The following is a 20836-nucleotide window of genomic DNA, read 5'->3' on the forward strand; positions in this document are numbered from 1 at the left end:
GGCGCTTCTCCTTCAGACGCGAATCTTCACGATCTTGCGCAGGAGCACGATGCCCACCAGCATCAGCACCAGCATGTACCGCAGCACCGTCTGGCCGATCGGGTCGGTCCACAGCGGCGACATGAACTCGGGGTTGAAGATGTTCATGAGCGCCGCCAGGGCGAACGGCATGATGCCCAGGATCCAGGCTGAGAGCCGCCCTTCGGACGACAGCACCCGCACCCGCGCGAGCAGCTTGAAGCGCGCGCGGATGAGCCGGCTCAGGTTGCCCAGCACTTCGGTGAGGTTGCCGCCCGAATCACGCTGGATCAGCACCGACACCACGAAGTAGCGCAGGTCGGTGAGCGGCACGCGCTCGCTGAGGTTGGTCAGCGCCTGCTGCAGCGAGACGCCGAAGTTCACCTCGTCGGCGACCAGGCGGAACTCGGTCGCGATCGGGTCGGGCATTTCCTCGCCGATCATCTGCACGCCGCTGGCAAAGGAGTGGCCCGCGCGCAGGGCGCGCGTCACGAGGTCCAGCGCGTCCGGCAGTTGTTTTTCGAGGCGCTCCAGTCGGTGGCTGCGCTGATGCTGCAGGTACAAAACGGGAAGCGCCGCCCCCACGGCCCCGGCCAGAAGGGCCAGCATCACGGGCTGGTGCGCCACCCACACAGCGAAGAACGCGAACACGCCGAGCGCACCGCAGGCCAGCAGAAAGCTGGACACCGTCCAGTCCAGCCCCGCCTGCAGGATGAAACGGTCCAGCCGGTGCGCCCGCGGCAGCGCCAGCAACTGGCGCTGCATCCAGGGCATGTCGCTGAGCATGCGCTCCCTGGCGAGATGGGCCTGCGGCGTGCGGTCGACCGCGGCGGACATCGCCTGCAGCCGCTTCTCGATCTTGCGCGCGTCGGGCCCCTTGTAGGACCGCCACAGCAGGTAGAACCCCTCGATCATGAGCAGCGCGGTCACGAAGACCAGCACCGAGACCGTGATCAGCGTGTCACCACCCAGGTTGTCGAACATGGCGCGCTCCTATTCGTAGTGCTTTTCGGGATCGAAGATGTTGTCGGGCAGCTCCACGCCAAACGCATGCAGCCGCTCCATGAACTTCGGCCGCACGCCGGTCGCGTGGAAATGGCCGCGCACCTGGCCGTCGGGCCCCATGCCCGTCTGGTGGAAGGTGAAGATCTCCTGCATGGTGACGATCTCGCCCTCCATGCCGGTGATCTCCTGGATGCTCGTGACCTTGCGTCGCCCGTCGATCAGCCGCAACACCTGGACGACCACCGTGATCGCCGACGCGATCTGCTGGCGCACGGTGCGGTGCGGCAGGTTCAGGTTCGCCATGCCGATCATGTTTTCCAGCCGGGCCAGCGCATCGCGCGGCGTGTTGGCGTGGATGGTGGTGAGCGAGCCTTCGTGGCCGGTGTTCATGGCCTGCAGCATGTCGACCGCCTCGGCGCCGCGCACCTCGCCGATCACGATGCGGTCGGGCCGCATGCGCAGCGCGTTGCGCACCAGCGCGCGCTGCGTGATCTCGCCCTTACCCTCGATGTTCGTCGGCCGCGTTTCCATGCGCGCCACGTGCGGCTGCTGCAGCTGGAGCTCGGCCGCGTCCTCGATGGTGATGATGCGTTCGGACTCCGGAATGAAGCCCGAGAGAATGTTCAGCAGCGTGGTCTTCCCTGCCCCGGTGCCGCCCGAGATCAGCATGTTGACCTTGGCCTGGGCCAGGCCTTCGAGCATCTGCGCCATCGGCGGCGTGAGCGACTTGAGGTCGTTCACGAGGTTGTTCATGCGCAGCGGAATCTTCGCGAAGCGACGGATCGACATCATCGGCCCGTCGAGCGCCACCGGCGCAATGACGGCGTTGACCCGCGACCCGTCGGGCAGCCGCGCATCGACCATGGGGCTGGACTCGTCGATGCGGCGCCCGACCAGCGAGACGATCTTGTCGATGATGCGCAGCAGGTGCTTCTCGTCGGTGAAGCTCACGTTCGTCAGCTCCAGCCGGCCCCGACGCTCCACGTAGATGCTGGTGGGCGAGTTCACCAGGATGTCCGACACGGTCGGGTCGGCCATCAGCAGCTCGATCGGACCGAAGCCCAGCATCTCGTGCTGGATGTCGCGGATCAGCGTGCGCCGCTCAATGTCGTTGAGCGCCTCGGGCTCTTCCTGCAGGAGCCGCCCGACCATGGTCGAGATTTCCTGCCGCAGCGCGTCGGGCTTCAGGGTTTCGAGCGCCGCCAGGTCGAAGCGGTCCAGCAGCTTCAGGTGCATGCGCTCCTTCAGCAGCTTGTAGGTGTCCGAGGCGAAAGGCGACGCCGTCAGCTCGAGGACCGGCCCCGCCGGCCGGGCGCCGGCATCGCCGTCGATCGCATTGAGTTGGTCCCTGAATGACATGGTTGGCACCTCCGCCTGGGTATTGATGGAATCCGATCCGGCTCAGGCACGGCGGAACAGCCGCCCCATGAAGCCGGGCGTCGCCTCCGGGCGCGGGCTGAGCGTGTGGGCGATCTCGTCGAGGCGCTTGGCGAGCGCGCTGCCGCGCGACATCTCCGCCAGCGGCACGCCGCGGTTGATGGACGCATCGACGTCCTTGCCGCCGTCCGGCACCGTCGTGAACGTCGCACCGGGCAGTGACCGGCGCATGTCCGACAGCCCGATCTCGCCGCCGCCGACGCTGCGGTTCACCAGCAGTTCGACCTTGCCGGGCGCGTAGCCGAGCGACTTGAACACCTGCACCAGGCGCGTCACGTTGCGGATGTGCGGCAGGCTGGCCTGCAGCACGGGGAAGATGCGCTCCGCGCGGTCGAGCACGCGCAGCGTGAGCGTGTCGATGCGCGTGCCGAGGTCGAAGATCACGAAGTCGTACTGCGCGAGCGCCACCTGCAGGATGGCATCGATGTGCTCGGCCTTGACGTCCATCGCGCGCGCCAGGTCCTCGGGCGCGGGCAGGATGCTGTAGCTTGGCGACACGCGCACCACGCTCGCCGCGAGCAGCGAGGCATCGAGGCGCCCGATGTCGCGCGCCACGTCGGCCATCGTCGCCGTCGGACGCAGGTCACTCACATACGACAGCGCATCGCCGAACTGCAGGTTCAGGTCGATCAGCAGCACCGAGCGCTCGCGCGACAGCTGGTGCGCAATGTTGGTCGCGAGAAAGGTCGCGCCGCTGCCGCCCTTGCAGGGCATGAACGCCACCACCCGCCCGGGGCTGCGCGCCTGCGAGCCGGCCATCTTGAGCGCGATGCGATCGACGGTGGCCTCGAGCGCGGCGGCGTCGGCGGGCGACGGCAGCACCTCGCGCACGCCCGCGCGCATCGCATGGATCAGGAACTCGGGCGTCTGCATCGCGCACAGCAGCACCACCGACACCGAGGGATGCCGCAAGGTCAGGGCCTCCACCAGCGACAGCTCCTGCGGGTCGCAGCACATGCCGTCGACCAGCAGCAGGTCCGGCGCGACCTTCTCGACGACCGCCTGCATTCGGCTCTTGCCGCCTTCGAAGAGCGAGACGGCATGGCCGCGCGGCTCCAGCACCTTGCGCATGTCCTGCAGGTGGTTCGGATTGGGAGAAACGATGGCGATCTTCATGGTCATGGTCGTGTCCGGTGTGTTGCTAGGAGCAGACGGCGTTGCTGTTCGGGTCCTGCCCCATGATTTCGCGCGGCAGGTAGGTGGAGAAACCCGGCATCGGGATCGGAGAACGAGTTCCGAATCCGATGGGTGAAATCCATTGGTAGTCGAGATCGACGATGCTGACGTTCACGCCGCTGCAATTGGCGGAAGTACAGGTCGCGCTGATGCTGCCTGCCGCGTCGTACCAGTCGACACTGATATTGGCTGCCGTCAATTGGGGCAGGAATTTCTGCATGTTGGAAAGCACGACAGTGGCGTTTCGGTCGCACACGACGGCCGCACGAGCACCCCAGCGCGTCGCTTCGGCGGCTGCATTCCACGTCCACAACATACGCACGAAATCCATGATGCCCAGCAGGAAGGTCAGGAAGAACATCAGGACCAGCGCGAACTCCACCGCGGTCGCACCAATCTGTCTTGTTCGATTCATGATTGACCTCGCATGGTGGCGCTGATATCCCCGAAGGGAATTTCTCCGTTCACGTCACCAAAACCAAGCCCGAACGCGCCGGTGAGGAGCGGGCGGAACTTGTATCCCGTGACCTTGATGGTCACGGTATTGATGGCCGGGCCGCTGCCCGTGAATTGCCAGGTCGGGGCGGGGACGTGAGAAGTGGTGAGGCCCAGGACCAATGGCGAGCCATTACCGGCCGGGTTGCCATAGACCACCAGGTTCCTGGCAGTCGTGATCTTGGAGGGATCCGTGGTTGCGATCGACGGGTCCTGGGTGGACAGATAGCGAGAGGCGTCGCGCAGCGATTTCGCGATGGTGTTGTACTGGTACAGCGCCCGCCCGAATTCGGTCGTGATGAACGTCAGGATGAGCAGCAATGGAAGAATCAGGGCGAATTCGACCAGTGCCACGCCGTTCTGTTTCTTTTTCATGCCAACTCCTACTGAACGAGCGTCGGGACCCTGGGCCCGTTTGTGCCGCCGGCCAAACCCGCGGTGGCGCATGGACTGCCGGCGAGCGTCGCATCGCCAATGAACTCGAGCCACATCTTCGACTTCTTTCCGCTCGCATTCTTTTCCAGCGGATGCAGCATCAGCATGCAGCCGAAACCCTTGAGCGTGATCGACGGGCAGTCGACCACAGCGGTCGTGACCACACGTCGATTGGCACCCTTGGTGTAGTCGGTGGAATTGAAATTTCCCTGAGTCTTGAGGTTCTTGGTGTCGGGGTTCTTGTTGTCCCCTTCGTAAGGCGCGAATGAATTGCGCTTGGCAGCAAATCCGTTCGAGCCGGAGTCGTCATACCTGCCTGGCTTCACGTCGGCAGCACTGTCGGCATACCAGGCGTACCCGGTCTGATCGGGAATGGCAGTCGCGGCGTTGAGGCTGCCCTGATAGATGCCGAAGCGGGTATTCCACGCTGCAACCGCGCCATTGGTCTTGCCCGCCTTGCCGACGTTTGTATCCATACCGGGAAGACCGCATTGCCCACTGCTGGTCAGGAGATCCTTGATCTCGCGCGCCCCGCCGCCGCTGCCGGTGAAATCCACCCAGTGAAACTGACCGGACTCCACATCGTCGTTGTCATTGGTCAGGCCCTCGACCCATTCCCCCCGCGTGAACCCCCAGCCGGGGGCGGCGGATTTTTGGCAGATGCCGACGGGAATGAGGCAATTGGACTGGGACGGAGCCCTGGTGGCAACGGCGAATGCGGCCACGCTCTGCGATGCCCCATAAGTACCACTTCCGCTGAACGCGCCCAGGGCATTGAGGATCCAAGGCGCGATGCCCGACTTCGTATGCAGGCACTTGGCGTACCTGGCATTCGCAACGGGCGTAAAGGTATGGCTGTAGGTGCCGATAAGCGAGTCGCTGAACACGATCTCGGTCTGGGCGATGCCGGTCGCCGCACCTTGAAAATTGATCTTGTTGAGATCGGCCGCGGTCTTTCCTGCGCTGGTGGCACGCGTCAACGCATCGCTGGCGCCGTCGAGCTCCTGCGCGGCAGACAGGGCACAACTGTCCATGGCGGTTTGCAACTCAGTTTTCACGATGAAGAGGCGACCGAAGTCCAGTGCGATGCCCATGAACCCGAGGAGGAACAGCAGGACCAGAGCGACGGTGATGATTACCGCGCCGCCTTGGCTGTGGCCGGAAGTGTGGACTTTCATGATCGGCTTCCTGTATGTTGGTGGCGGTTCGAAAAAGCTCTGTGCTTCAGCCACATGTCACGCCGCCAAGGCAGGTGCGGACGAGATCGACAACATCGCTGAGGCCGGTGTCCGTCACCAATGGCTGCAACGCGATGGCCAGCAGGATCGAGATCACGGCAATGACCAGCGCGTACTCCATCACTTGGGCGCCGCTCTCATCCCGCAGGAATGACTTGAACATGATGAGTACCTCGCCTTGTACTGGGCGGCGGCGGGCAACGGACAAGCCGGCCCCGCCACCGCCACCGCCATAGCCATCGTTCCAATAAATGCGATTGCCGGGCTTAAGGGTTGCAGACGGCCATGTTGCCCTGGAGGCAAGCGGCCACGCGGGTAATGAAGGTTGTGAAATAACCTCCGGTGGTCAGGCCCTGCAGTGCAATGACGAGGGCGATCGACACGACTGCGATGATGAGCGCGTACTCGATAACTTGCGCACCATCCTCTTCCTTGACGAACGAGGACATGAAGTTGCCGGCACGGACAAAAAGTTGGTTCATTTTTTCACCTTTGAATGGCAGTAAGAAAACAGAAAAATCTTGCATTGGTTCTTGGGTTGATTGACTTCTATCTTTGCGTGGCAACTCCTTTCTGATCGAATTCAAGAATCGTTCGAGGGCCGCCTAACGACCCCCACCGCCGTTATCTCCACCACCAATCCCGCCACCGATGTTGATGACGTTCACCGCCGGCGGTGGCGCCTTGTAGGACTTCTGGTACTGCACCATCGACTCCCGCGCCGCCCGGCCGTCCATGCCCGCCACCGGATCGCCGTCCTTGCCGGCATCGGGATTGATCGTCATCTTCCTTTTCGCGTCGCGCACCGCGTCGCCAAAACGCGCGTCGTAGTTGGGAGTCACGTGGGAGCATCCGGTGCCCAGGAGCAGCGTCAGTGCGAGAGTCGTCGACTTGATGAACATGGTGATGCTCCTCACTGGGTATTGGTGGCCGGTGCGGCCGGTGCCGGGGTGGCGCTTTCGAGGCTGCCGTTCAGATAAACCTCCGCACGGCTGGGAACGACGTGGTTGTCGGTCGGCAGGCGAGGCGACTCGGCCAGCGGCCGGACCAGGCGGGGCGTGATCACGAACATCAGCTCGGTCTGGTCGTTCTGGAACTCCGTGCTGCGGAACAACGCCCCCATCACCGGAACTTCGCCCAATCCGGGATAGCGCTTGATGGACTCCGAGACGTTGCTCTTGATGAGCCCCGCGATGACGAAGCTCTGCCCGTCGTTGAGTTGCACGGTGGTGTCGGCACGGCGCACCGTGAGCGATGGCAGCACTGCGGTCACGCCGCCGATGGTGGTGAAAGGCGAGCCGGTTTGCGACAGGTCCGACACCTCCGAGACCATCTTGAGGTTGACGCGGCCGCCGTTGAGCACGGTCGGGGTGAACTTGACCCCGATGCCGAACTCCTTTTCTTCCAGCGTGATGTTCGTGCCATTGCCGCTGGAGGAGCTCTGCGCCACCGGAATGAAAATCTTGCCGCCCGACAGGAAGCTCGCCTGCTGGCCGCTGATGGCCATGATGTTGGGCTCCGCCAGGATGCGCACCAGGCCGTCGTCCTTCTGACCGTCGATGGCGATCGACGTGCGACCGATCCTTAACGCCTCGATCAGGCCGCCACCGCCGCTCAGGAAACTGGAGATCAGCGAATAGCTGTTGAGACCACCGTTACCGGAGCGGGCCAGCCCGACGCGTGCGCCAAGGCGGTCCAGCAAGTTCTTGCTGATCTCGGCGATCTTCACTTCGAGCATGACCTGCTGTGGCGCAGTGACACGCAGCAGGTTCACCACCTTCTTGCCATCGGCGCCGTAGGCCGAAGCCAGGCTCATCACGTCGTCGAGCTTGAGCGCGTCGCTGATCTCGCCGGTGAGCACGATGGAGCGCTCAGCGCTGCGCACGCGGATGCCGCGCTCTTCCGGCATCAGCTCCGCCAGCTTGGACTGCAGCGCCCCGGGGTCGACGGTAACGACCACATCCTTGATGTAGCAGGTGCCGTCGGCACTTTGCAGCACCACGTTCATCGAGCCGGCCTGGCGGCCGCGGAAGAACAGGTCGGTCGGACTCAGCAGCGTGACCTCGATGTCAGCTACGCCGTCGCCCACGTTCGCATTGGGCGCCGGCATCGCTGCTCCGGGCTGCGCCGGCGCTGCTGGCGCGGCCGCCCGGCCCTGCGGCTGCCCGCCGACCACGATGCGCACAACGCGCGCCTTCAACGGAATGACCACCGACTTGCCGAGCATGGCATAGGTCGGTTCGGAATCCGGAATGATGGCGGTGCAGCGCCGGCTGGCCGGGGCTGCAGGCGCTGCCGCAGCAGCAAGTGCAGCAGGCGCAGGCATGGCGGCGGCCGTGACCGGGGCGGTTGCCACGACGTCCGCGGCCATGGCGGGTGTCGCCACTGTCGCGAAGGTCGCCAGCAGCCGGGCGATGGTGGTTGTGAGTGGGCGCACTTGGTGTTCCTCCTGACAGACGGATCAGAAACAGGTGACCGAACGGGCGGCGCTCTGGATCACCTCCACGCATTCGGTGGCTCGCGGCGTGGCGGGGCCTGCCTGCCGTGCACGCGGATGGGCCGGTGCCGCTGCGGTGGAGACCGGCACGATGTCTTTCTTCTCGCCGAACAGCTGCCCCTTGGTGATGCCCAGGGTGGCGACCGTGGTCTTGTCCATCTGGTTGCGCAGCACCAGCGACAGGGTGCCCACGCTGCGTGCCAGGTCGAGCTTCTCGGAGTCTTCGAGCGAGAGCTCGAGCGTCACCGCGCTCACGACCTTCGGCTTGGTGTCGTCGCGGTTGGCCTCCTGGGCCACGGCCAGCACCAGCACCTTCTCGAGCACGGTCTTGCTGATCTGCAGCGCGTCTTCTCCGCGCACTTTGTCCTGCTGGGCGTTGACCATCACGTCGACGTAGTTGCCTGGCAACGCGAAGCCGGCGACGCCGACGACGTCGTTGACGCGCACCGTCATGGCCCGTTTGCCGCTGGCGATCACCGCCGACAGCCCGCCCTGCGTGCCCACCGGCGCCAGCTTGCCTTCCATGAGCGCTTCGCCGCGCAACACGCCGACTTTCACCACACGGTCGTTCAGCGCCTTGATGTCGCTGAAAGCGCCGTTCGGTATCGAGCCGCTGGGCCAGTCGACCGTGGACAGCATCTGCGCGTTGACGCGACTGCCCAGGTCGATGTCGACGGCGGCCACGACCACCTTGTTGGACGCGATGCCACTTTGCTGGGAGATCCAGCCGGTCGCGTAGACCGCGGCCGCCAGCCCGAACAGCAGGGCCAGAAAGATCAGCCCGATCGCCTTGATGTTCTTCATACAAACCTCCGCCAGGGGTGAAACATGTAGGAGCTAGACAAAGCCCAGCTGGTGCGCCAGCACTTGGACCACCGTGCCCGCCGCAATGCACAGGCCGTAGGGCAACTTGCCCACGGACTGGCTCGCCTGTAGCCGCCCGTCGGGCCGCACGCCGGCGATGGTGGAAATGACCATGCCCTGCGCTGTGGCCTTGACGTTGCCGAGCATGTGGACCAGGCGACGGCGATGGATCGCGAAGGCCAGCGCCGCGATACCGCCTGCCATGAAAGTAAAGAGCACGGCCATCAGCGTCTGCTGGGGCCCGAGGAAGGCTCCGGTCATCGCCATCAGCTTGACGTCACCCGCGCCCATGATCCCCAGCGCATAGAACGGCAGCATCACGGCGAAGCCCACGCCCAAGCCGCCGAACGCGCTCAACGCGCCGGACGTCGGCGTGCGCGCCGCCATGGTTCCGTAGACGATCGCGAAGAACGCGCCGCCGAAGGTCAGCCAGTTGGGAATGCGGTAGGAGCGCCAGTCGCTGACAGCCGCCACGCCGAGCAGCGCGAAGAGCGCCAGCATGCGGACGTCCGTCGCCAGCATCGCGAGCAGTTCCAGGACAGCGTTAAGTTCCTGCATGGCGGGCTCCCCGTGTTCAGGCGCTGCGCCGCAAGGCGAGCACAAGCAGAAGGGCCACGACCACTACCAGCGCACCGATCAGCGCGAACTCCATGAACGACATGCCGGCGTCTTCGCGCAGCAGGCTCAGGGCGGTTCTGGGCAGAACTTCGAGCGGTTCCATGCGGATTCCCCAGTGGTCGTGACCGGCCGAAACCGCTGGCCTTCCCGGCGTGGGAAGAAGCGTTCGGCATGGGGGTGACTGTAGGAATCGGGCCGCGTTCGCACATGAGCGGAGCGCCCTTTTCTAGGGGAGTCAGGCGCCCCGCGACGGCACGGGGGCGGGCATGACAAAACGCCTACCTGACAAGGCAGGCGAAAGCGCAAGTGCGCTTCAGATCACCTGCGCGTCGCGCAGCGCCGCAAGCTGCGCCTCGCCCAGGCCCAGTTCGCCATACACCTCGCCGTTGTGCTGCCCCGTGCGCGGCCCCGTGCCGGCCGGCCGCACGCCTTCGCGCCCCACGAAGCGCGGCACCGCCGCCGGTGCCGGCACCGTGCCGAACTGCTCGTCGGGCACGTCGATGAAGGCACCGCGTGCCTGCATGTGCGGGTCGGCCTGCAGGTCGGCAATCGAATACACCTTGCTGTAGGGCACGTCTTCGCGGTCCAGCCGCACGGCCAACTCTGCGAACGGGAGGCTGGCGCACCAGTCGGCAATGACGCAGTCGAGCGCCTCGAGGTGGCGGATGCGCGCGGCGTTGTCGGCAAAGCGGACATCGCTGAGCAGGTCTTCGCGATCGATCGCGCGGCAGATGCGCGCGAAGATCGGCCCGCCCGTGCCCACCAGCGTGAACCACACGCCGTCAGCCGCGCGGAACACGTTGGAAGGCGCGGTGTAGGTGGCGCGCGAGCCGGTGCGCTCGCGCACCACGCCGCCGATGCGGTGCTCGGCCGCCAGCGGATCGAGCAGGCGCGACATCGCCTCGGTGGCTGACAGGTCGATCTCGGCGCCCCGCTGCTGTTCGCGCGGCAACGCGTTGCGCTCGGCCAGCGCGGTGCTGATGGCGAAGGCGCCGAACAACCCGGCCACCACATCACCGAGCGGGTAGTTCATGTGCTGCGGTGGACCACCGGGTTCGCCAGTCAGGTGCGTGAAGCCGCCCATCGCTTCGAAGATGCGGGCAAAGCCTGGTCGGCGCGCATACGGTCCGGTCTGGCCGAAGCCCGTGAGGCGCAGCACGATGAGGCGCGGGTTGGCCGCGTGCAGCGTGGCGATGTCCAGGCCCCACGCATCGAGCGTGCCGGTGCGGAAGTTTTCCACCAGCACGTCGAAGCCGGCGATGAGCTGCAAAAACAGCGCGCGGCCCTCGGGCTTGCGCACGTCCAGCGAGATGCCCTTCTTGCCGCGGTTCGCGGTCTTCCAGAACAGCGGATGGCCCTCGTGCACCGGCGTGAGCCCGCGCAGCGGATCGCCGCCGCCCGGCAGTTCGAGCTTGACGATGTCGGCGCCCATGTCGCCGCACAGCGTGGCCGAGAACGGCGCCGCGAGCACGGTCGCCATGTCGAGAATGCGCACCCCGCGCAGGGGGGCGTGGTCAGCAGGCTGGCCCATCATCAGTTGCCCTTCAGGTCGACGCGCTTGAGCACGGGGTCCCACAGCTTGCGGTCGGCGGCGATGCGTTGGCCGTAGGCGGGCAGCGACGGATCGAGCGAGGCCGCGCCCAGCTTGGCCAGCTTGTCCTTCACTGCAGGCAAGGCCTTGGCCAGCGCAGCGCGCAGCGGGCGCATGGCTGCATCGGGCGTGCCCTTGGGCGCGACGATGCCGACCCACAGGCCGCTGTCGAAGCCCTGCAGGCCCAACTCGGCGAAGGTGGGCACGTCGGGCGCCGAAGGCGAGCGCGTGCGGCCGGTCTGCGCCAGGATGCGGATCTGCCCGCTGCTCATGTAGGGCAGCGTGCCGCCGAGGTTGTTGCACATCACCGGGATGTGGCCGGCGATCAGGTCGTTCACCGCCGGCGCGTTCCCCTTGTAAGGCACGTGCTGCATCTTGATGCCCGCCTGGTGATTGATCATTTCGCACACCAGGTGCGACGGCGTGCTCGGGCCCGCGGAGGCGAAGGCGAGTTGGCCCGGCTTGGCCTTGTCGGCGGCGATGAGCTCGGGCAGCTTCTGGTACGGCGTCTTCGCGTTCACCGCGATGACGTTGGGCAGGTCGGCCACCAGGCCCACGGGCACGAAGTCGTCCACCGGGTTCCAGCTGAGCCCCTTGTGCACATACGGCAGGAAGATGTTGGTCAGGCCCGCCATGAGCAGCGTGTAGCCGTCGGGCGCGGACTTGGCCACGAGCTCGGAGCCGATGAGGCTGCCGGCGCCGGGCTTGTTCTCCACGATGACCGGCTGGCCCAGTGCCTGGCCCAGTTCCAGCGCGACCTCGCGCGCCACCAGGTCGGTGCTGCCGCCGGCGGGGAATGGCACCACCAGCTTCACGGGGCGGTCGGGGAAAGCAGCCATCGCCAGCGAGCCGGCCAGGCCGAGCGCGAGGCCTGCGGCCAGGTGCAAAAGTTTCTTGGTCAAGGACGTCATCGTCAGTCTCCAGTTTCTGTATTTGTTCAGCGTGTCAGTGCGTGAGGAAGCGGCGGCCGAGCGTGGCGCGGTGCAGCTCGGAAGCGCCGTCGTAGATGCGGAACGGCCGCAGCTCGCGCACGATGAGGGCGATGGGCGCGTCTTCCGACATGCCCAGCGCGCCGCACATCTGCGCCGCGCGGTCGGCCACGCGGTTCAGGGCTTCGGAGACGAACACCTTCGTCATCGCCGATTCGGTCTTCACCGACAAGCCCTCGTCCATGCGGCGCGCGCAGTCCAGGCTCATGAGCCGGCTGGCATGCAGGTCGATGTGGCAGTCGGCCACCATCGCCTGGATCTGCTGCAGGTCGGCCAGCCGATCGCCGAAGGACGTGCGCTCGCACACGTAGGCCTGAGCAATCTCCAGCGCGCGCCGTGCGCGGCCCATGAGCCGCAGGCAGTGCGACAGGCGTGCGGGCTCCAGCCGCTGCTGCGCCTCGGCGAAGCCCGAGCCCACCTCGCCGAGCACCGCATCACCGCTCACGCGACAGGCCGTGAAGCGCAGCTCCCCGTGGCCACCGACGGCGAACGGGTCGATGGCCTTGATGGCGCGCACCAGCGAAAGCCCCGGGTTGTCCATGTCCACGATGAACTGCGTGGGCCCTTTGTCCGCCTGCGCGAGCACGATGCAGAAGGCCGCGCCCACCGCGCCGGTGATGAACCATTTGTGGCCGTCGATGACCCAGGCATCGCCCTCGCGCCGCGCGGTGGTGCGCAGCATCGACGGATCGGAGCCCGCGCCGGGCGCCGGCTCGGTCATCGCAAAGCACGAGCGGATGCGGCCCTCGGCCAAGGGCCGCAGGTAGCGCTGCTGCTGCGCGGGCGTGCCCCGGCGCAGCAGGCTGATCATGTTGGGCTGGTCGGGCGCCGCGCAGTTGAGCGCGGCCGGACCCAGGTAGCTGCGGCCGGCCTCTTCGAACACCGCCGAGCGCTCGACCCATGACAGGCCCAGCCCGCCCTCCTCTGCCGGCATCTGCGGCAGGTACAGGCCCAGCTCGCGCGCGACGGGGCGCAGATGCGACAGCGCGGCGTCCAGTGCCAGCGGGTCGTGCACGTGGGCGTTCGATTCGAGCGGAATGCAATGCCGCTCGACGAAGTCGCGCACCCGCGCCGGGAGGTCCGCGCGCAGGCTCATCGCGTGCCCGCCTCGCGCAGCGCCAGCTTGGCGATGTTGAGTTGGTGGATCTGGCTCGTGCCCTCGTACAGGCGGAACAGGCGCACGTCGCGGTAGTAGCGTTCGATGGGGCTGAAGTCGGCCACGTAACCGGAGCCGCCGAACATCTGCACCGCGCGATCGGCCACGCGACCGCACATCTCGGATGCGAAGTACTTGCACATCGACGCCGACATCGCCACGTCTTCGCCGCGATCGCGCGCGCGCGCTGCGTCGAGAATCATCGAGCGCGCCGCGTAGATGTCGGTGCGGCTGTCGGCGATCATGGCCTGCACCAGCTGGAAGTCGGCCACCGGCTGACCGAACTGGTTGCGGCTGCTGGTGTGCGCCATGGCCAGGTCCAGCATGCGGATCGCCGGGCCCGTGCACAGCGCCGCCAAGTGCAGGCGCTGCTTGTTGAGCACCTTCATCACCGTCTGGAAGCCCGTGCCCTCGCGCCCGCCGATGAGCTGGTCGGCGTGCACACGGCACTCGTTGAAATGCACGTCCGACACGAACGAACCGGCCTGGCCCATCATGCGGTAGGGCTCGCCCGTCGTGAGACCCGGCCCCCGCTCGACCAGGAACGCCGACACGCCCTTGCTGCCCTTCGAGCCCTCTTCGGTGCGGGCGATGACGGTGAACACATCGGCCACCGGCGCGTTGGTGATGAAGCGCTTGCTGCCGTTGAGCACGTAGTGGTCGCCCTCGCGGCGCGCGGTGGTCTGCACATTGCTCGCCTCCGAGCCTGCCTCGGGCTCCGTGAGCGCCAGGCAGCCCGTGAGTTCGCCGGTGGCCATGCGCGGCAGCCAGCGCTGCTTCTGCGCCTCGGTGCCGTCGGCCACCAGCGCTTCGGAGCCGATGCCCGTGTTGGTGCCCACGCGGGCACGCAGCGCCACCGACGACTGCGACAGCTCCATCGCGCACAGCACGAGCTCTTCGGTCGTGAGGCCCAGGCCGCCGTACGCCTCGGGAATGCTCCAGCCGAAGTAGCCCTTGCGCCGCAGCTCGTCGACCACGTCGGGCGGGATGTCGTTGTCGCGGCTGACCTGTTCTTCCAGCGGGTGCCAGCGCTCGCGAACGAAGGCACGGATGTCGGCCCGCAGGGCCTCGAAGTGAGTGGTGTCTCGGATCATGGTGAGCGCGACTGTAGGAAGCAGGTCCACAATCACCGGCACTGAATTTCAATTATTGAAACTGCGATTCACACCCATGCCCCGCCCCACCCAGAATCGCCGCCAGCCCATGAAGGACTCCGACGACCTGCGCCGGGTACGGGACGAAGACCCGTACTTTGCCGGCACCCTGGCCAAAGGCCTGCTTATCTTGCAGACCTTTGTGAGCGACCCGCGCGCGCACGCCAACAGCGAGTTCGCCACCAAGCTGGGCCTGCCGCGCCCGACCGTCTCGCGCCTGTGCCGCACCCTGCTGGCCATGGGTTTCCTGGACCACGACGAACGCCTGGACCGCTACTTCATCGGCCCCGCCGCCGTGGCGCTGTGCTACCCCTACGTCATCAACACGCCTCTGCTGGCCATGCTGCGCCCGGCCATGCAGCAGCTGGCCGATCGCATCGAAGGCGCGGTCTCGGTCGGCGTGACCAATGACCTCGACGTGGTCTACCTGGAAACCTGTGCCCACGAAGGCGGCACCTTGAAGCGCCCCGGCGTCGGTGCCGTGCGCGGCATTGTCGAGACCGCCATGGGACGTGCGTGGCTCGCACAGTTGCCTGCGGGCGAGCGCCAGGAGTTTCTTGCGAACGTGAAGCGCGAGCGGCCCGAAGAGCACGCGCGTTGCCTCGAAGGCGTGCGCGAGAGCGTGGCGAATTACGGCAAGCGCGGCTTCGCGATCAACCTGGGGGATTCAGGCTTCGGCGTGCTTGCTGCGGGCGCGGCGGCGCGGGTTCGCTACGGGCCGCGGCGGTTGCTGTTCAACTGCGCGGTACCGGGGTTTCACTGGAAGAAATCGCAGCTGCTGGACACGATCGGGCCGGGCTTGGTGCAGCTGGTGGCGGCGGCGGATCTGCAGTCGGGGTTGCGGTGAGGCGACGCAGGTCGCGGATCTGCTAGCGCGTCGGCGGGACCCGCGTGGCTTGCTGGCCCGCACCGAATTCGAAGCGCACGCCCGGATCACCGGCGACGCATCCGCGTACGCAGCGCCACGGCGCCTAGCCAGGTGACGTGCAGGTGAAGCTGGACGCCGCGTCGGGATCGCCGGCACCGTTGTACTTCGGAAACTGCGGATATCTGCACATCGGCCGCTGCATGCCCTTGGCCGGCTCGACGCTGCGCGTGGCGACGATCTCGCGGGCGCTGGGACGGGTGCCGGTTTCGATCCAGTCGAACATCGGGGTGACGAGGTCGACGCTGTCCGGGCCCTTGCCGCCGTCCGGCGTGGCGGCGCAGTGGTCGTTGCCTGCCAGCACGTAGTACTCGACGAACCGGTCGGCCGCGGCCTGCCCGCCCGCCCGCTGCAGCGACGACCTTGTTGTAGTAGTCCGTGCTGTTGTTCTGCGTGATCAGCCAATCGGTGGTGCCGTGCATGAGCAGCATCTTTCCATTGCGGGCCCGGAACCCGCTCAGGTCGGGGTTGACTGCATCGATCAATCGGGCGAGGTGGTCGAGCCGGTTCGTGTACTGCAGCGGGTCGACCTTCAGCGGGTCTGCGGACGGGTCTTGCGCCACGAAGAACTTCATGTAATCGCCGCCGAGAACCTGGAAGGTGGTGCCTCCGATGGCCTGCCATGACGCATCGTCGGCGGTCTCACCGCCGACATAGGGAAAGGCCGGCCATGTGTAGCGGCCACCCGCCACATCGGTGGGTTCATACAGGACCTTGGCGGACGCCAGCTGCGCGTCGATCAGGCATGCGTCTGCGTCGGCGCCCGTGCATCGGAGCTTGGCCAGATCGGGCTTGCAGGCCGGTGGGTGTCGCGTCGGCATGTGAGAAGGACCATCTTCATTTTTTGTCTCCTTGTTGGGGCAAAGCCCCCGTGAACGCGCACGCTGGCGCGGAAAACGCTCATGCGGCGGGCGTGAAAAGCACCGTGCCTTGTGCGAGCACGCTGGTCCGGTCGTCCGCGCTCTTGATCGCACCTTGCAATTCGAGAACGCAACCGCCCTTCGCATGCGCGGCCATCGACGTCACGCGCCACTCGATGAGCACGGTCTCGCTCGCCCGCACGGGACGCAGCAGGTCGACCGAGAAGTTCATGCCCAGCACCTTCCCCTTCGTGGCGAAGTGGCTGGCGGTCAGCCCCATCAGCAGCGCGGTGGTGTGGGTCGCGCTGGCGATCAATCCGCCGAAGCGCGTGCCTTGGGCAAACGCCGCGTCGTGGTGCAGCGGGTTCTCGTCTCCCGCGGCCAGCGCAAAGGCACGCACCTGCGCTTCGTCGAAGGTGTGGGGTCGCGAGAAGCGGTAGCCGGGCCCGACCGGCCCCAGGGCCGCGGCCGCTTCGCACTCAGCCATGGCTCGCGAGCCGGGTGATGGCGTCCTGGCTTCCGGCCTGCTGGCGCAAGCGAAACTTCTGGATCTTTCCCGTGGCCGTCTTCGGCAAGGGCGTGAAGATCACGCGGCGCGGACACTTGAAGTGCGCCAGCCGTTCGCGGCAGAACGCAATGATCTCCTGCTCGGTGGGCGCGGCGACACCGGTCTTGAGTTCGATGAACACGCACGGCACCTCACCCCACTTGGGGTCGGGCTGCGCCACCACAGCGGCATGCAGCACTGCCGGGTGACCATGGACCACGTCCTCGATTTCGACCGACGAGATGTTCTCGCCGCCCGAGATGATCACGTCCTTCGACCGGTCGGTGATCTGCGCATACCCATTGGCATGCAGGACCGCGACGTCGCCGGTGCGGAACCAGCCGTCGGCGAGCGCCTTGCGCGTTGCGGCCTCGTTCTTGAAGTAGCCCATCATCACGGTGTTGCCGCGCAGCATGAGTTCCCCCGCCGATTTGCCGTCGGGCACGACGGCCTCGAGGGTGTCCGCGTCGCCGACCATGAGGCCTTCGAACATGGCGGCGCGCACGCCCTGGCGCACGCGCAGCGCGCCCTGCTCGGCGGGCGCCAGGTCGTCCCAGCCGTCCTGCCACACGCAACTCACCGGCGTGCCCGAAACCTCCGTGATGCCGAAGACGTGCTCCACGTCGAAGCCCATCGCCAGCACCGCATTCAGCACGGCGAGCGGCGGCGGCGAGCCGGCTGTGAGCACGCGCACGGGGCGCGGCAGCCGGGTGTCTTTCGCCGAGTCCGCGAGCATCGCCATCACGACAGGCGCTGCGCAGAGGTGATCGATCTGGTGGCGCTCGATGGCCTCCAGCACGGCTTCGGCGGACACCCGGCGCAGGCAGACATGGGTGCCCGCGGCCGCGGTCACGGCCCAGGTGAAGCACCATCCGTTCGCGTGGAACATGGGCAAGGTCCACAGGTACTTCGGCGCCCGTGGCATCGCCCAGTTCGTGATCTGCAGCAGGCTCATGAGGTAGGTGCCGCGGTGGCTGGCGACCACGCCCTTCGGGTCTCCGGTCGTGCCGGAGGTGTAGTTCAGGGCAATGGGTTGCCACTCGTCGCTGGGCCACCGGCCGGCAAAGTCCGGGTCTCCGCTTTCCAGCAGCGATTCGTAGTCGGTCTCGCCGATGGGTTCGCCGGGCGGTGCGAGGTGGTCGTTGATGTCGATGACCGCAGGCGCACGGTCGAGCAGCTTCAGCGCAGCAGCCACTGTGGCGGCGAACTCGCGGTCGACCAGCAGCAACTTGCATTCGCCGTGGCGCAGGATGAATGCGATGCTTTCGGCATCCAGGCGATGGTTGATCGCGTTGAGCACCGCGCCGGCCAGCGGAACGCCGAAGTGGGCCTCCAGCATGGCCGGCGTGTTGGGCGCGAGCACCGACACGGTGTCGCCCGGTTCGATGCCGCGCATCGCCAGCGCCGACGCCAGGCGATGGCAGCGCTCGCGCGTCTGCGCCCAGGTTCGCGTGAGGTCGCCGTGCACCACCGCCACGCGGTTCGGATGCGCCAGCGCCGCGCGGTCGAGAAAGCCCAGCGGCGTGAGCGGCACATGATTTGCCGCGCAGCGTTCGAGGCCCTGTGCATAGGATGGCGCGCTCATGCGGTGGTCTCCTTGGAGGTGTCGTGGAAGGTCGTGAAGGCGGACACGGGCTCGCGCTCGGTGACGAGCGAGTTCTCGACCGACGAGGTGTCGGCGTAGCCCAGGCTCATGCCGCAGACCAGCATCTGGCCGGCGGGGATGTCCAGCAGGTCCGCGATCTGGCGATGGAATTTCAGGAACGCGGCCTGCGGGCAGGTGTGGAGGTTGCGGCCGCGCGCGGCCACCATCACGCTCTGCAGGAACATGCCGTAGTCCAGCAGGCTGCCTTCCTGGAGTTCGCGGTCCACCGTGAAGAACAGGCCCACGGGCGCATCGAAGAAGCGGTAGTTGCGCCCGTGCTGCAGGTGCATGCGCTGCTTGTCGCCCTTGGCGATGCCGAGCAAGCCGTAGAGGTCCCAGCCGACCTTGCGGCGCCGCTCCAGGTACGGCGAAAACCATTCGCGCGGGTAGTAGTCGTAGGGCTCGAGCAGTTCGCCCGACCGGCCGGGGTCGTCGTCGAGCGCGGCAATCGCAGCCGACAGGCGGGCCTTTGCAGGCCCCGTCAGCACATGCACATGCCAGGGCTGCATGTTCATGCCGGAGGCGCTGTAGCGCGCGGTCGAGAGGATCGCCTCGACCTCTTCCCTGGGCACCGGCCGGGGCAAGAACGCCCGGACGCTGCGTCGGGTGGCAATGGCCCAGTCGACCGCTCCTTGCAGCGCGTGTGCCTCCAGCGGTGGCGCCATCATTCGGTTCATTGAGGTTTCCTTGCTATTTCGAAGCCGGGCGAATCGCCCCGTCCACACGGCCTGCTTCGCCGGTGGCCGCGCGCGCGGCCTTGGCCTGGGTCGACGCGGCGCGCGACTGGTTCACGAACGAGACCGCTGCCGCGCCGATGACGCCGGCCAGCGCGATCGCCATGAAGTTCTGCTCGATGGGCAGGCTCAGCGACACGAGCCAGCCGATCAGGATCGGCGCGGCAATGGCGCCGATGCGGCCGACACCCGAGGCGAAGCCGACGCCCGTCGAACGCACGGCCGGTGGATAGAAATCGCCGGCATACGCGTAGGCCAGCAATTGCGTTCCGAGCGTGGACGCGCCCACCACGAACACCGCAACGAACAGCAGCTCGGTCGATTTCGTGTACGCGAGCGCGGCCAGCGACGCGGCCCCGACCACGTAGAACGCCACCAGCACATGCTTGATGTTGAACCTGTCGCTCAGCAGTCCGCCGCCGATCGCGCCCACGATCGCGCCGACGTTGAAGACGATCACGAAGTTCAGGGCCGAACCCAGGCTGTATCCCGCCATGGCCATGAGCTTGGTGAGCCAGGAGTTCAGCGCGTAGACCATGAACAGCCCCGTCATGAAGGCCACCCAGATCATCGCGGTGCTGAACGCGCGTCCGGCATCGAACAGGGTGCGCACCGGCGCGTCATGCAGGCGGTCGGTGGACGCGCCGACATACACGGTGCCGGCTGCGTTCGGCTGCTCCGGTGCGAGCTTGGCCGCGATTTCGCGAAGCTGCCGCTGGTCACCCTTCTTGAGGAGAAACGACAGCGATTCGGGCATCGTTTTCAGGATGAGCGGAATCAGCAGCACGGGCAAGCCGGCCACATAGAACACCCATTGCCATCCGTGGCTCTCGATGAGCTGCTTGGCAGTAAGCGCAACCAGGATGCCACCCACGGAGTAGCCCGCGAAAACCATCGTCACCAGGCGTGTGCGCAGCTTGGCCGGGGCGAACTCTCCCATCTGCGCGGTCACGATGGGCAACACCCCGTCGATGCCGAGGCCCGCGATGAAGCGGGCGACGCTGAAGCCGATGGGTTCGGTGGCCAGCCCGGTCAGCGCCGTGAAGACGCTGAAGAGCGCGACGCACACCGCGATCATGCGCGGGCGGCCGATGCGGTCTGCCAGGGTGCCCAGGAAGATCGCGCCCAGCATGGTCCCGAACAACGCCGAGCCCGCCATGACGCCGGCGCTTGTGGCATCAACGCCCATGTCTTTCATGATCGATGGCAGCGCGGCGCCCACGACCGCCAGGTCGTAGCCGTCGATGACCAGGATCAGCACGCACCACCAGAGCACGAGCCCGTGGAAACGGTTGAACCGCGAGTGCCCCGCCAACGCGTGGATGCCGACCTGCTTGCCGGTCTGCTGCATGTTTTTGTCTCCTGTCGTTTTTGCAATCGCGAGCTGCGATGTCGACGGGAGGTTAGTTCTGCAGGCGGCGCGCTTCCATGCCCGCGCGTCTCGATCTGGAT

Annotated in this window: 23 protein-coding genes and 1 pseudogene; 1 reads left to right on the forward strand and 23 read right to left on the reverse strand. The window is 66.6% G+C overall.

Going from position 1 to position 20836, the window contains the following annotated elements; genetic code table 11:
* Positions 1-12: 12 nt before the first annotated feature.
* From IG196_RS18815 to IG196_RS18895, 17 genes are all read right to left on the reverse strand, one after another.
* Entirely contained in the window at positions 13-1002 is a 990-nt protein-coding gene (locus IG196_RS18815) for a type II secretion system F family protein (protein WP_192192327.1), read from the reverse strand.
* 9 nt (positions 1003-1011) lie between these two features.
* Complete coding sequence (locus IG196_RS18820) at positions 1012-2382, reverse strand: CpaF family protein (RefSeq protein ID WP_192192328.1); 1371 nt, start codon at positions 2380-2382, stop codon at positions 1012-1014.
* A 42-nt stretch (positions 2383-2424) separates the two neighbouring features.
* The gene (locus IG196_RS18825) at positions 2425-3582 is read right to left on the reverse strand and encodes an AAA family ATPase (RefSeq protein WP_225616726.1); all 1158 of its coding nucleotides are present in this window, start codon (positions 3580-3582) and stop codon (positions 2425-2427) included.
* Between the two features lie 19 nt (positions 3583-3601).
* Complete coding sequence (locus IG196_RS18830; RefSeq protein WP_192192329.1) at positions 3602-4051, reverse strand: TadE/TadG family type IV pilus assembly protein; 450 nt, start codon at positions 4049-4051, stop codon at positions 3602-3604.
* Positions 4048-4506, reverse strand: a complete 459-nt coding sequence (locus IG196_RS18835) for a TadE/TadG family type IV pilus assembly protein (RefSeq protein WP_192192330.1) — start codon at positions 4504-4506, stop codon at positions 4048-4050. Before IG196_RS18835 ends, IG196_RS18830 begins: the two co-directional genes overlap by 4 nt.
* An 8-nt stretch (positions 4507-4514) precedes the next feature.
* On the reverse strand, positions 4515-5744 hold the full coding sequence (locus tag IG196_RS18840; RefSeq protein WP_192192331.1) for a pilus assembly protein TadG-related protein: 1230 nt from the start codon (positions 5742-5744) through the stop codon (positions 4515-4517).
* Positions 5745-5790: 46 nt separating this feature from the next.
* Complete coding sequence (locus IG196_RS18845) at positions 5791-5967, reverse strand: Flp family type IVb pilin (protein ID WP_192192332.1); 177 nt, start codon at positions 5965-5967, stop codon at positions 5791-5793.
* 103 nt (positions 5968-6070) lie between these two features.
* Positions 6071-6286, reverse strand: coding sequence for a Flp family type IVb pilin (locus IG196_RS18850; protein ID WP_192192333.1), 216 nt, complete (start codon positions 6284-6286; stop codon positions 6071-6073).
* 123 nt (positions 6287-6409) lie between these two features.
* A complete protein-coding gene (locus IG196_RS18855) occupies positions 6410-6706 on the reverse strand; it encodes a hypothetical protein (RefSeq protein ID WP_192192334.1) in 297 nt (98 codons plus the stop codon).
* Between the two features lie 11 nt (positions 6707-6717).
* Complete coding sequence (locus tag IG196_RS18860; protein WP_192197077.1) at positions 6718-8175, reverse strand: type II and III secretion system protein family protein; 1458 nt, start codon at positions 8173-8175, stop codon at positions 6718-6720.
* Between the two features lie 90 nt (positions 8176-8265).
* Positions 8266-9105, reverse strand: coding sequence for a Flp pilus assembly protein CpaB (gene cpaB / locus IG196_RS18865; protein WP_192192335.1), 840 nt, complete (start codon positions 9103-9105; stop codon positions 8266-8268).
* A 33-nt stretch (positions 9106-9138) separates the two neighbouring features.
* Positions 9139-9723 carry a prepilin peptidase gene (locus tag IG196_RS18870; RefSeq protein WP_192192336.1) on the reverse strand — a complete coding sequence of 195 codons (585 nt, stop codon included), beginning with the start codon at positions 9721-9723 and terminating at the stop codon, positions 9139-9141.
* A gap of 16 nt (positions 9724-9739) precedes the next feature.
* Positions 9740-9886, reverse strand: coding sequence for a hypothetical protein (locus IG196_RS18875; RefSeq protein WP_192192337.1), 147 nt, complete (start codon positions 9884-9886; stop codon positions 9740-9742).
* A gap of 210 nt (positions 9887-10096) precedes the next feature.
* Complete coding sequence (locus tag IG196_RS18880; protein WP_192192338.1) at positions 10097-11314, reverse strand: CaiB/BaiF CoA transferase family protein; 1218 nt, start codon at positions 11312-11314, stop codon at positions 10097-10099.
* 2 nt (positions 11315-11316) lie between these two features.
* Entirely contained in the window at positions 11317-12285 is a 969-nt protein-coding gene (locus IG196_RS18885) for a Bug family tripartite tricarboxylate transporter substrate binding protein (protein WP_192192339.1), read from the reverse strand.
* Between the two features lie 34 nt (positions 12286-12319).
* The gene (locus tag IG196_RS18890; protein ID WP_192192340.1) at positions 12320-13459 is read right to left on the reverse strand and encodes an acyl-CoA dehydrogenase family protein; all 1140 of its coding nucleotides are present in this window, start codon (positions 13457-13459) and stop codon (positions 12320-12322) included.
* Positions 13456-14613 carry an acyl-CoA dehydrogenase family protein gene (locus IG196_RS18895; protein ID WP_192192341.1) on the reverse strand — a complete coding sequence of 386 codons (1158 nt, stop codon included), beginning with the start codon at positions 14611-14613 and terminating at the stop codon, positions 13456-13458. Before IG196_RS18895 ends, IG196_RS18890 begins: the two co-directional genes overlap by 4 nt.
* Positions 14614-14689: 76 nt before the next feature.
* Between IG196_RS18895 and IG196_RS18900 the strand changes: the two genes are divergently transcribed.
* Positions 14690-15520, forward strand: a complete 831-nt coding sequence (locus IG196_RS18900) for an IclR family transcriptional regulator (protein ID WP_192192342.1) — start codon at positions 14690-14692, stop codon at positions 15518-15520.
* A gap of 124 nt (positions 15521-15644) precedes the next feature.
* Here IG196_RS18900 and IG196_RS32240 read toward each other — a convergent pair whose 3' ends face one another.
* The 6 genes and pseudogenes from IG196_RS32240 to IG196_RS18930 form a co-directional block, all read right to left on the reverse strand.
* Positions 15645-15902: a tannase/feruloyl esterase family alpha/beta hydrolase gene (locus tag IG196_RS32240; protein WP_192192343.1), complete on the reverse strand. Its 258-nt coding sequence runs from the start codon at positions 15900-15902 to the stop codon at positions 15645-15647.
* Between the two features lie 97 nt (positions 15903-15999).
* A pseudogene (locus IG196_RS32245) lies at positions 16000-16605 on the reverse strand (tannase/feruloyl esterase family alpha/beta hydrolase); the annotation flags it as partial.
* On the reverse strand, positions 16499-16945 hold the full coding sequence (locus IG196_RS18915) for a MaoC family dehydratase (protein WP_192192344.1): 447 nt from the start codon (positions 16943-16945) through the stop codon (positions 16499-16501). The gene IG196_RS18915 and the pseudogene IG196_RS32245, both read right to left, overlap by 107 nt.
* Positions 16938-18590 carry an AMP-binding protein gene (locus IG196_RS18920; protein ID WP_192192346.1) on the reverse strand — a complete coding sequence of 551 codons (1653 nt, stop codon included), beginning with the start codon at positions 18588-18590 and terminating at the stop codon, positions 16938-16940. The genes IG196_RS18915 and IG196_RS18920 overlap by 8 nt, the downstream gene beginning before the upstream one ends.
* A complete protein-coding gene (locus tag IG196_RS18925; protein WP_192192348.1) occupies positions 18587-19327 on the reverse strand; it encodes a nitroreductase in 741 nt (246 codons plus the stop codon). Before IG196_RS18925 ends, IG196_RS18920 begins: the two co-directional genes overlap by 4 nt.
* Before the next feature lie 13 nt (positions 19328-19340).
* On the reverse strand, positions 19341-20735 hold the full coding sequence (locus tag IG196_RS18930; protein ID WP_192192350.1) for an MFS transporter: 1395 nt from the start codon (positions 20733-20735) through the stop codon (positions 19341-19343).
* Positions 20736-20836: the final 101 nt, after the last annotated feature.

Source organism: Variovorax sp. 38R (assembly GCF_014843395.1).
GTDB classification, from domain to species: Bacteria; Pseudomonadota; Gammaproteobacteria; order Burkholderiales; family Burkholderiaceae_C; genus Variovorax; species Variovorax paradoxus_H.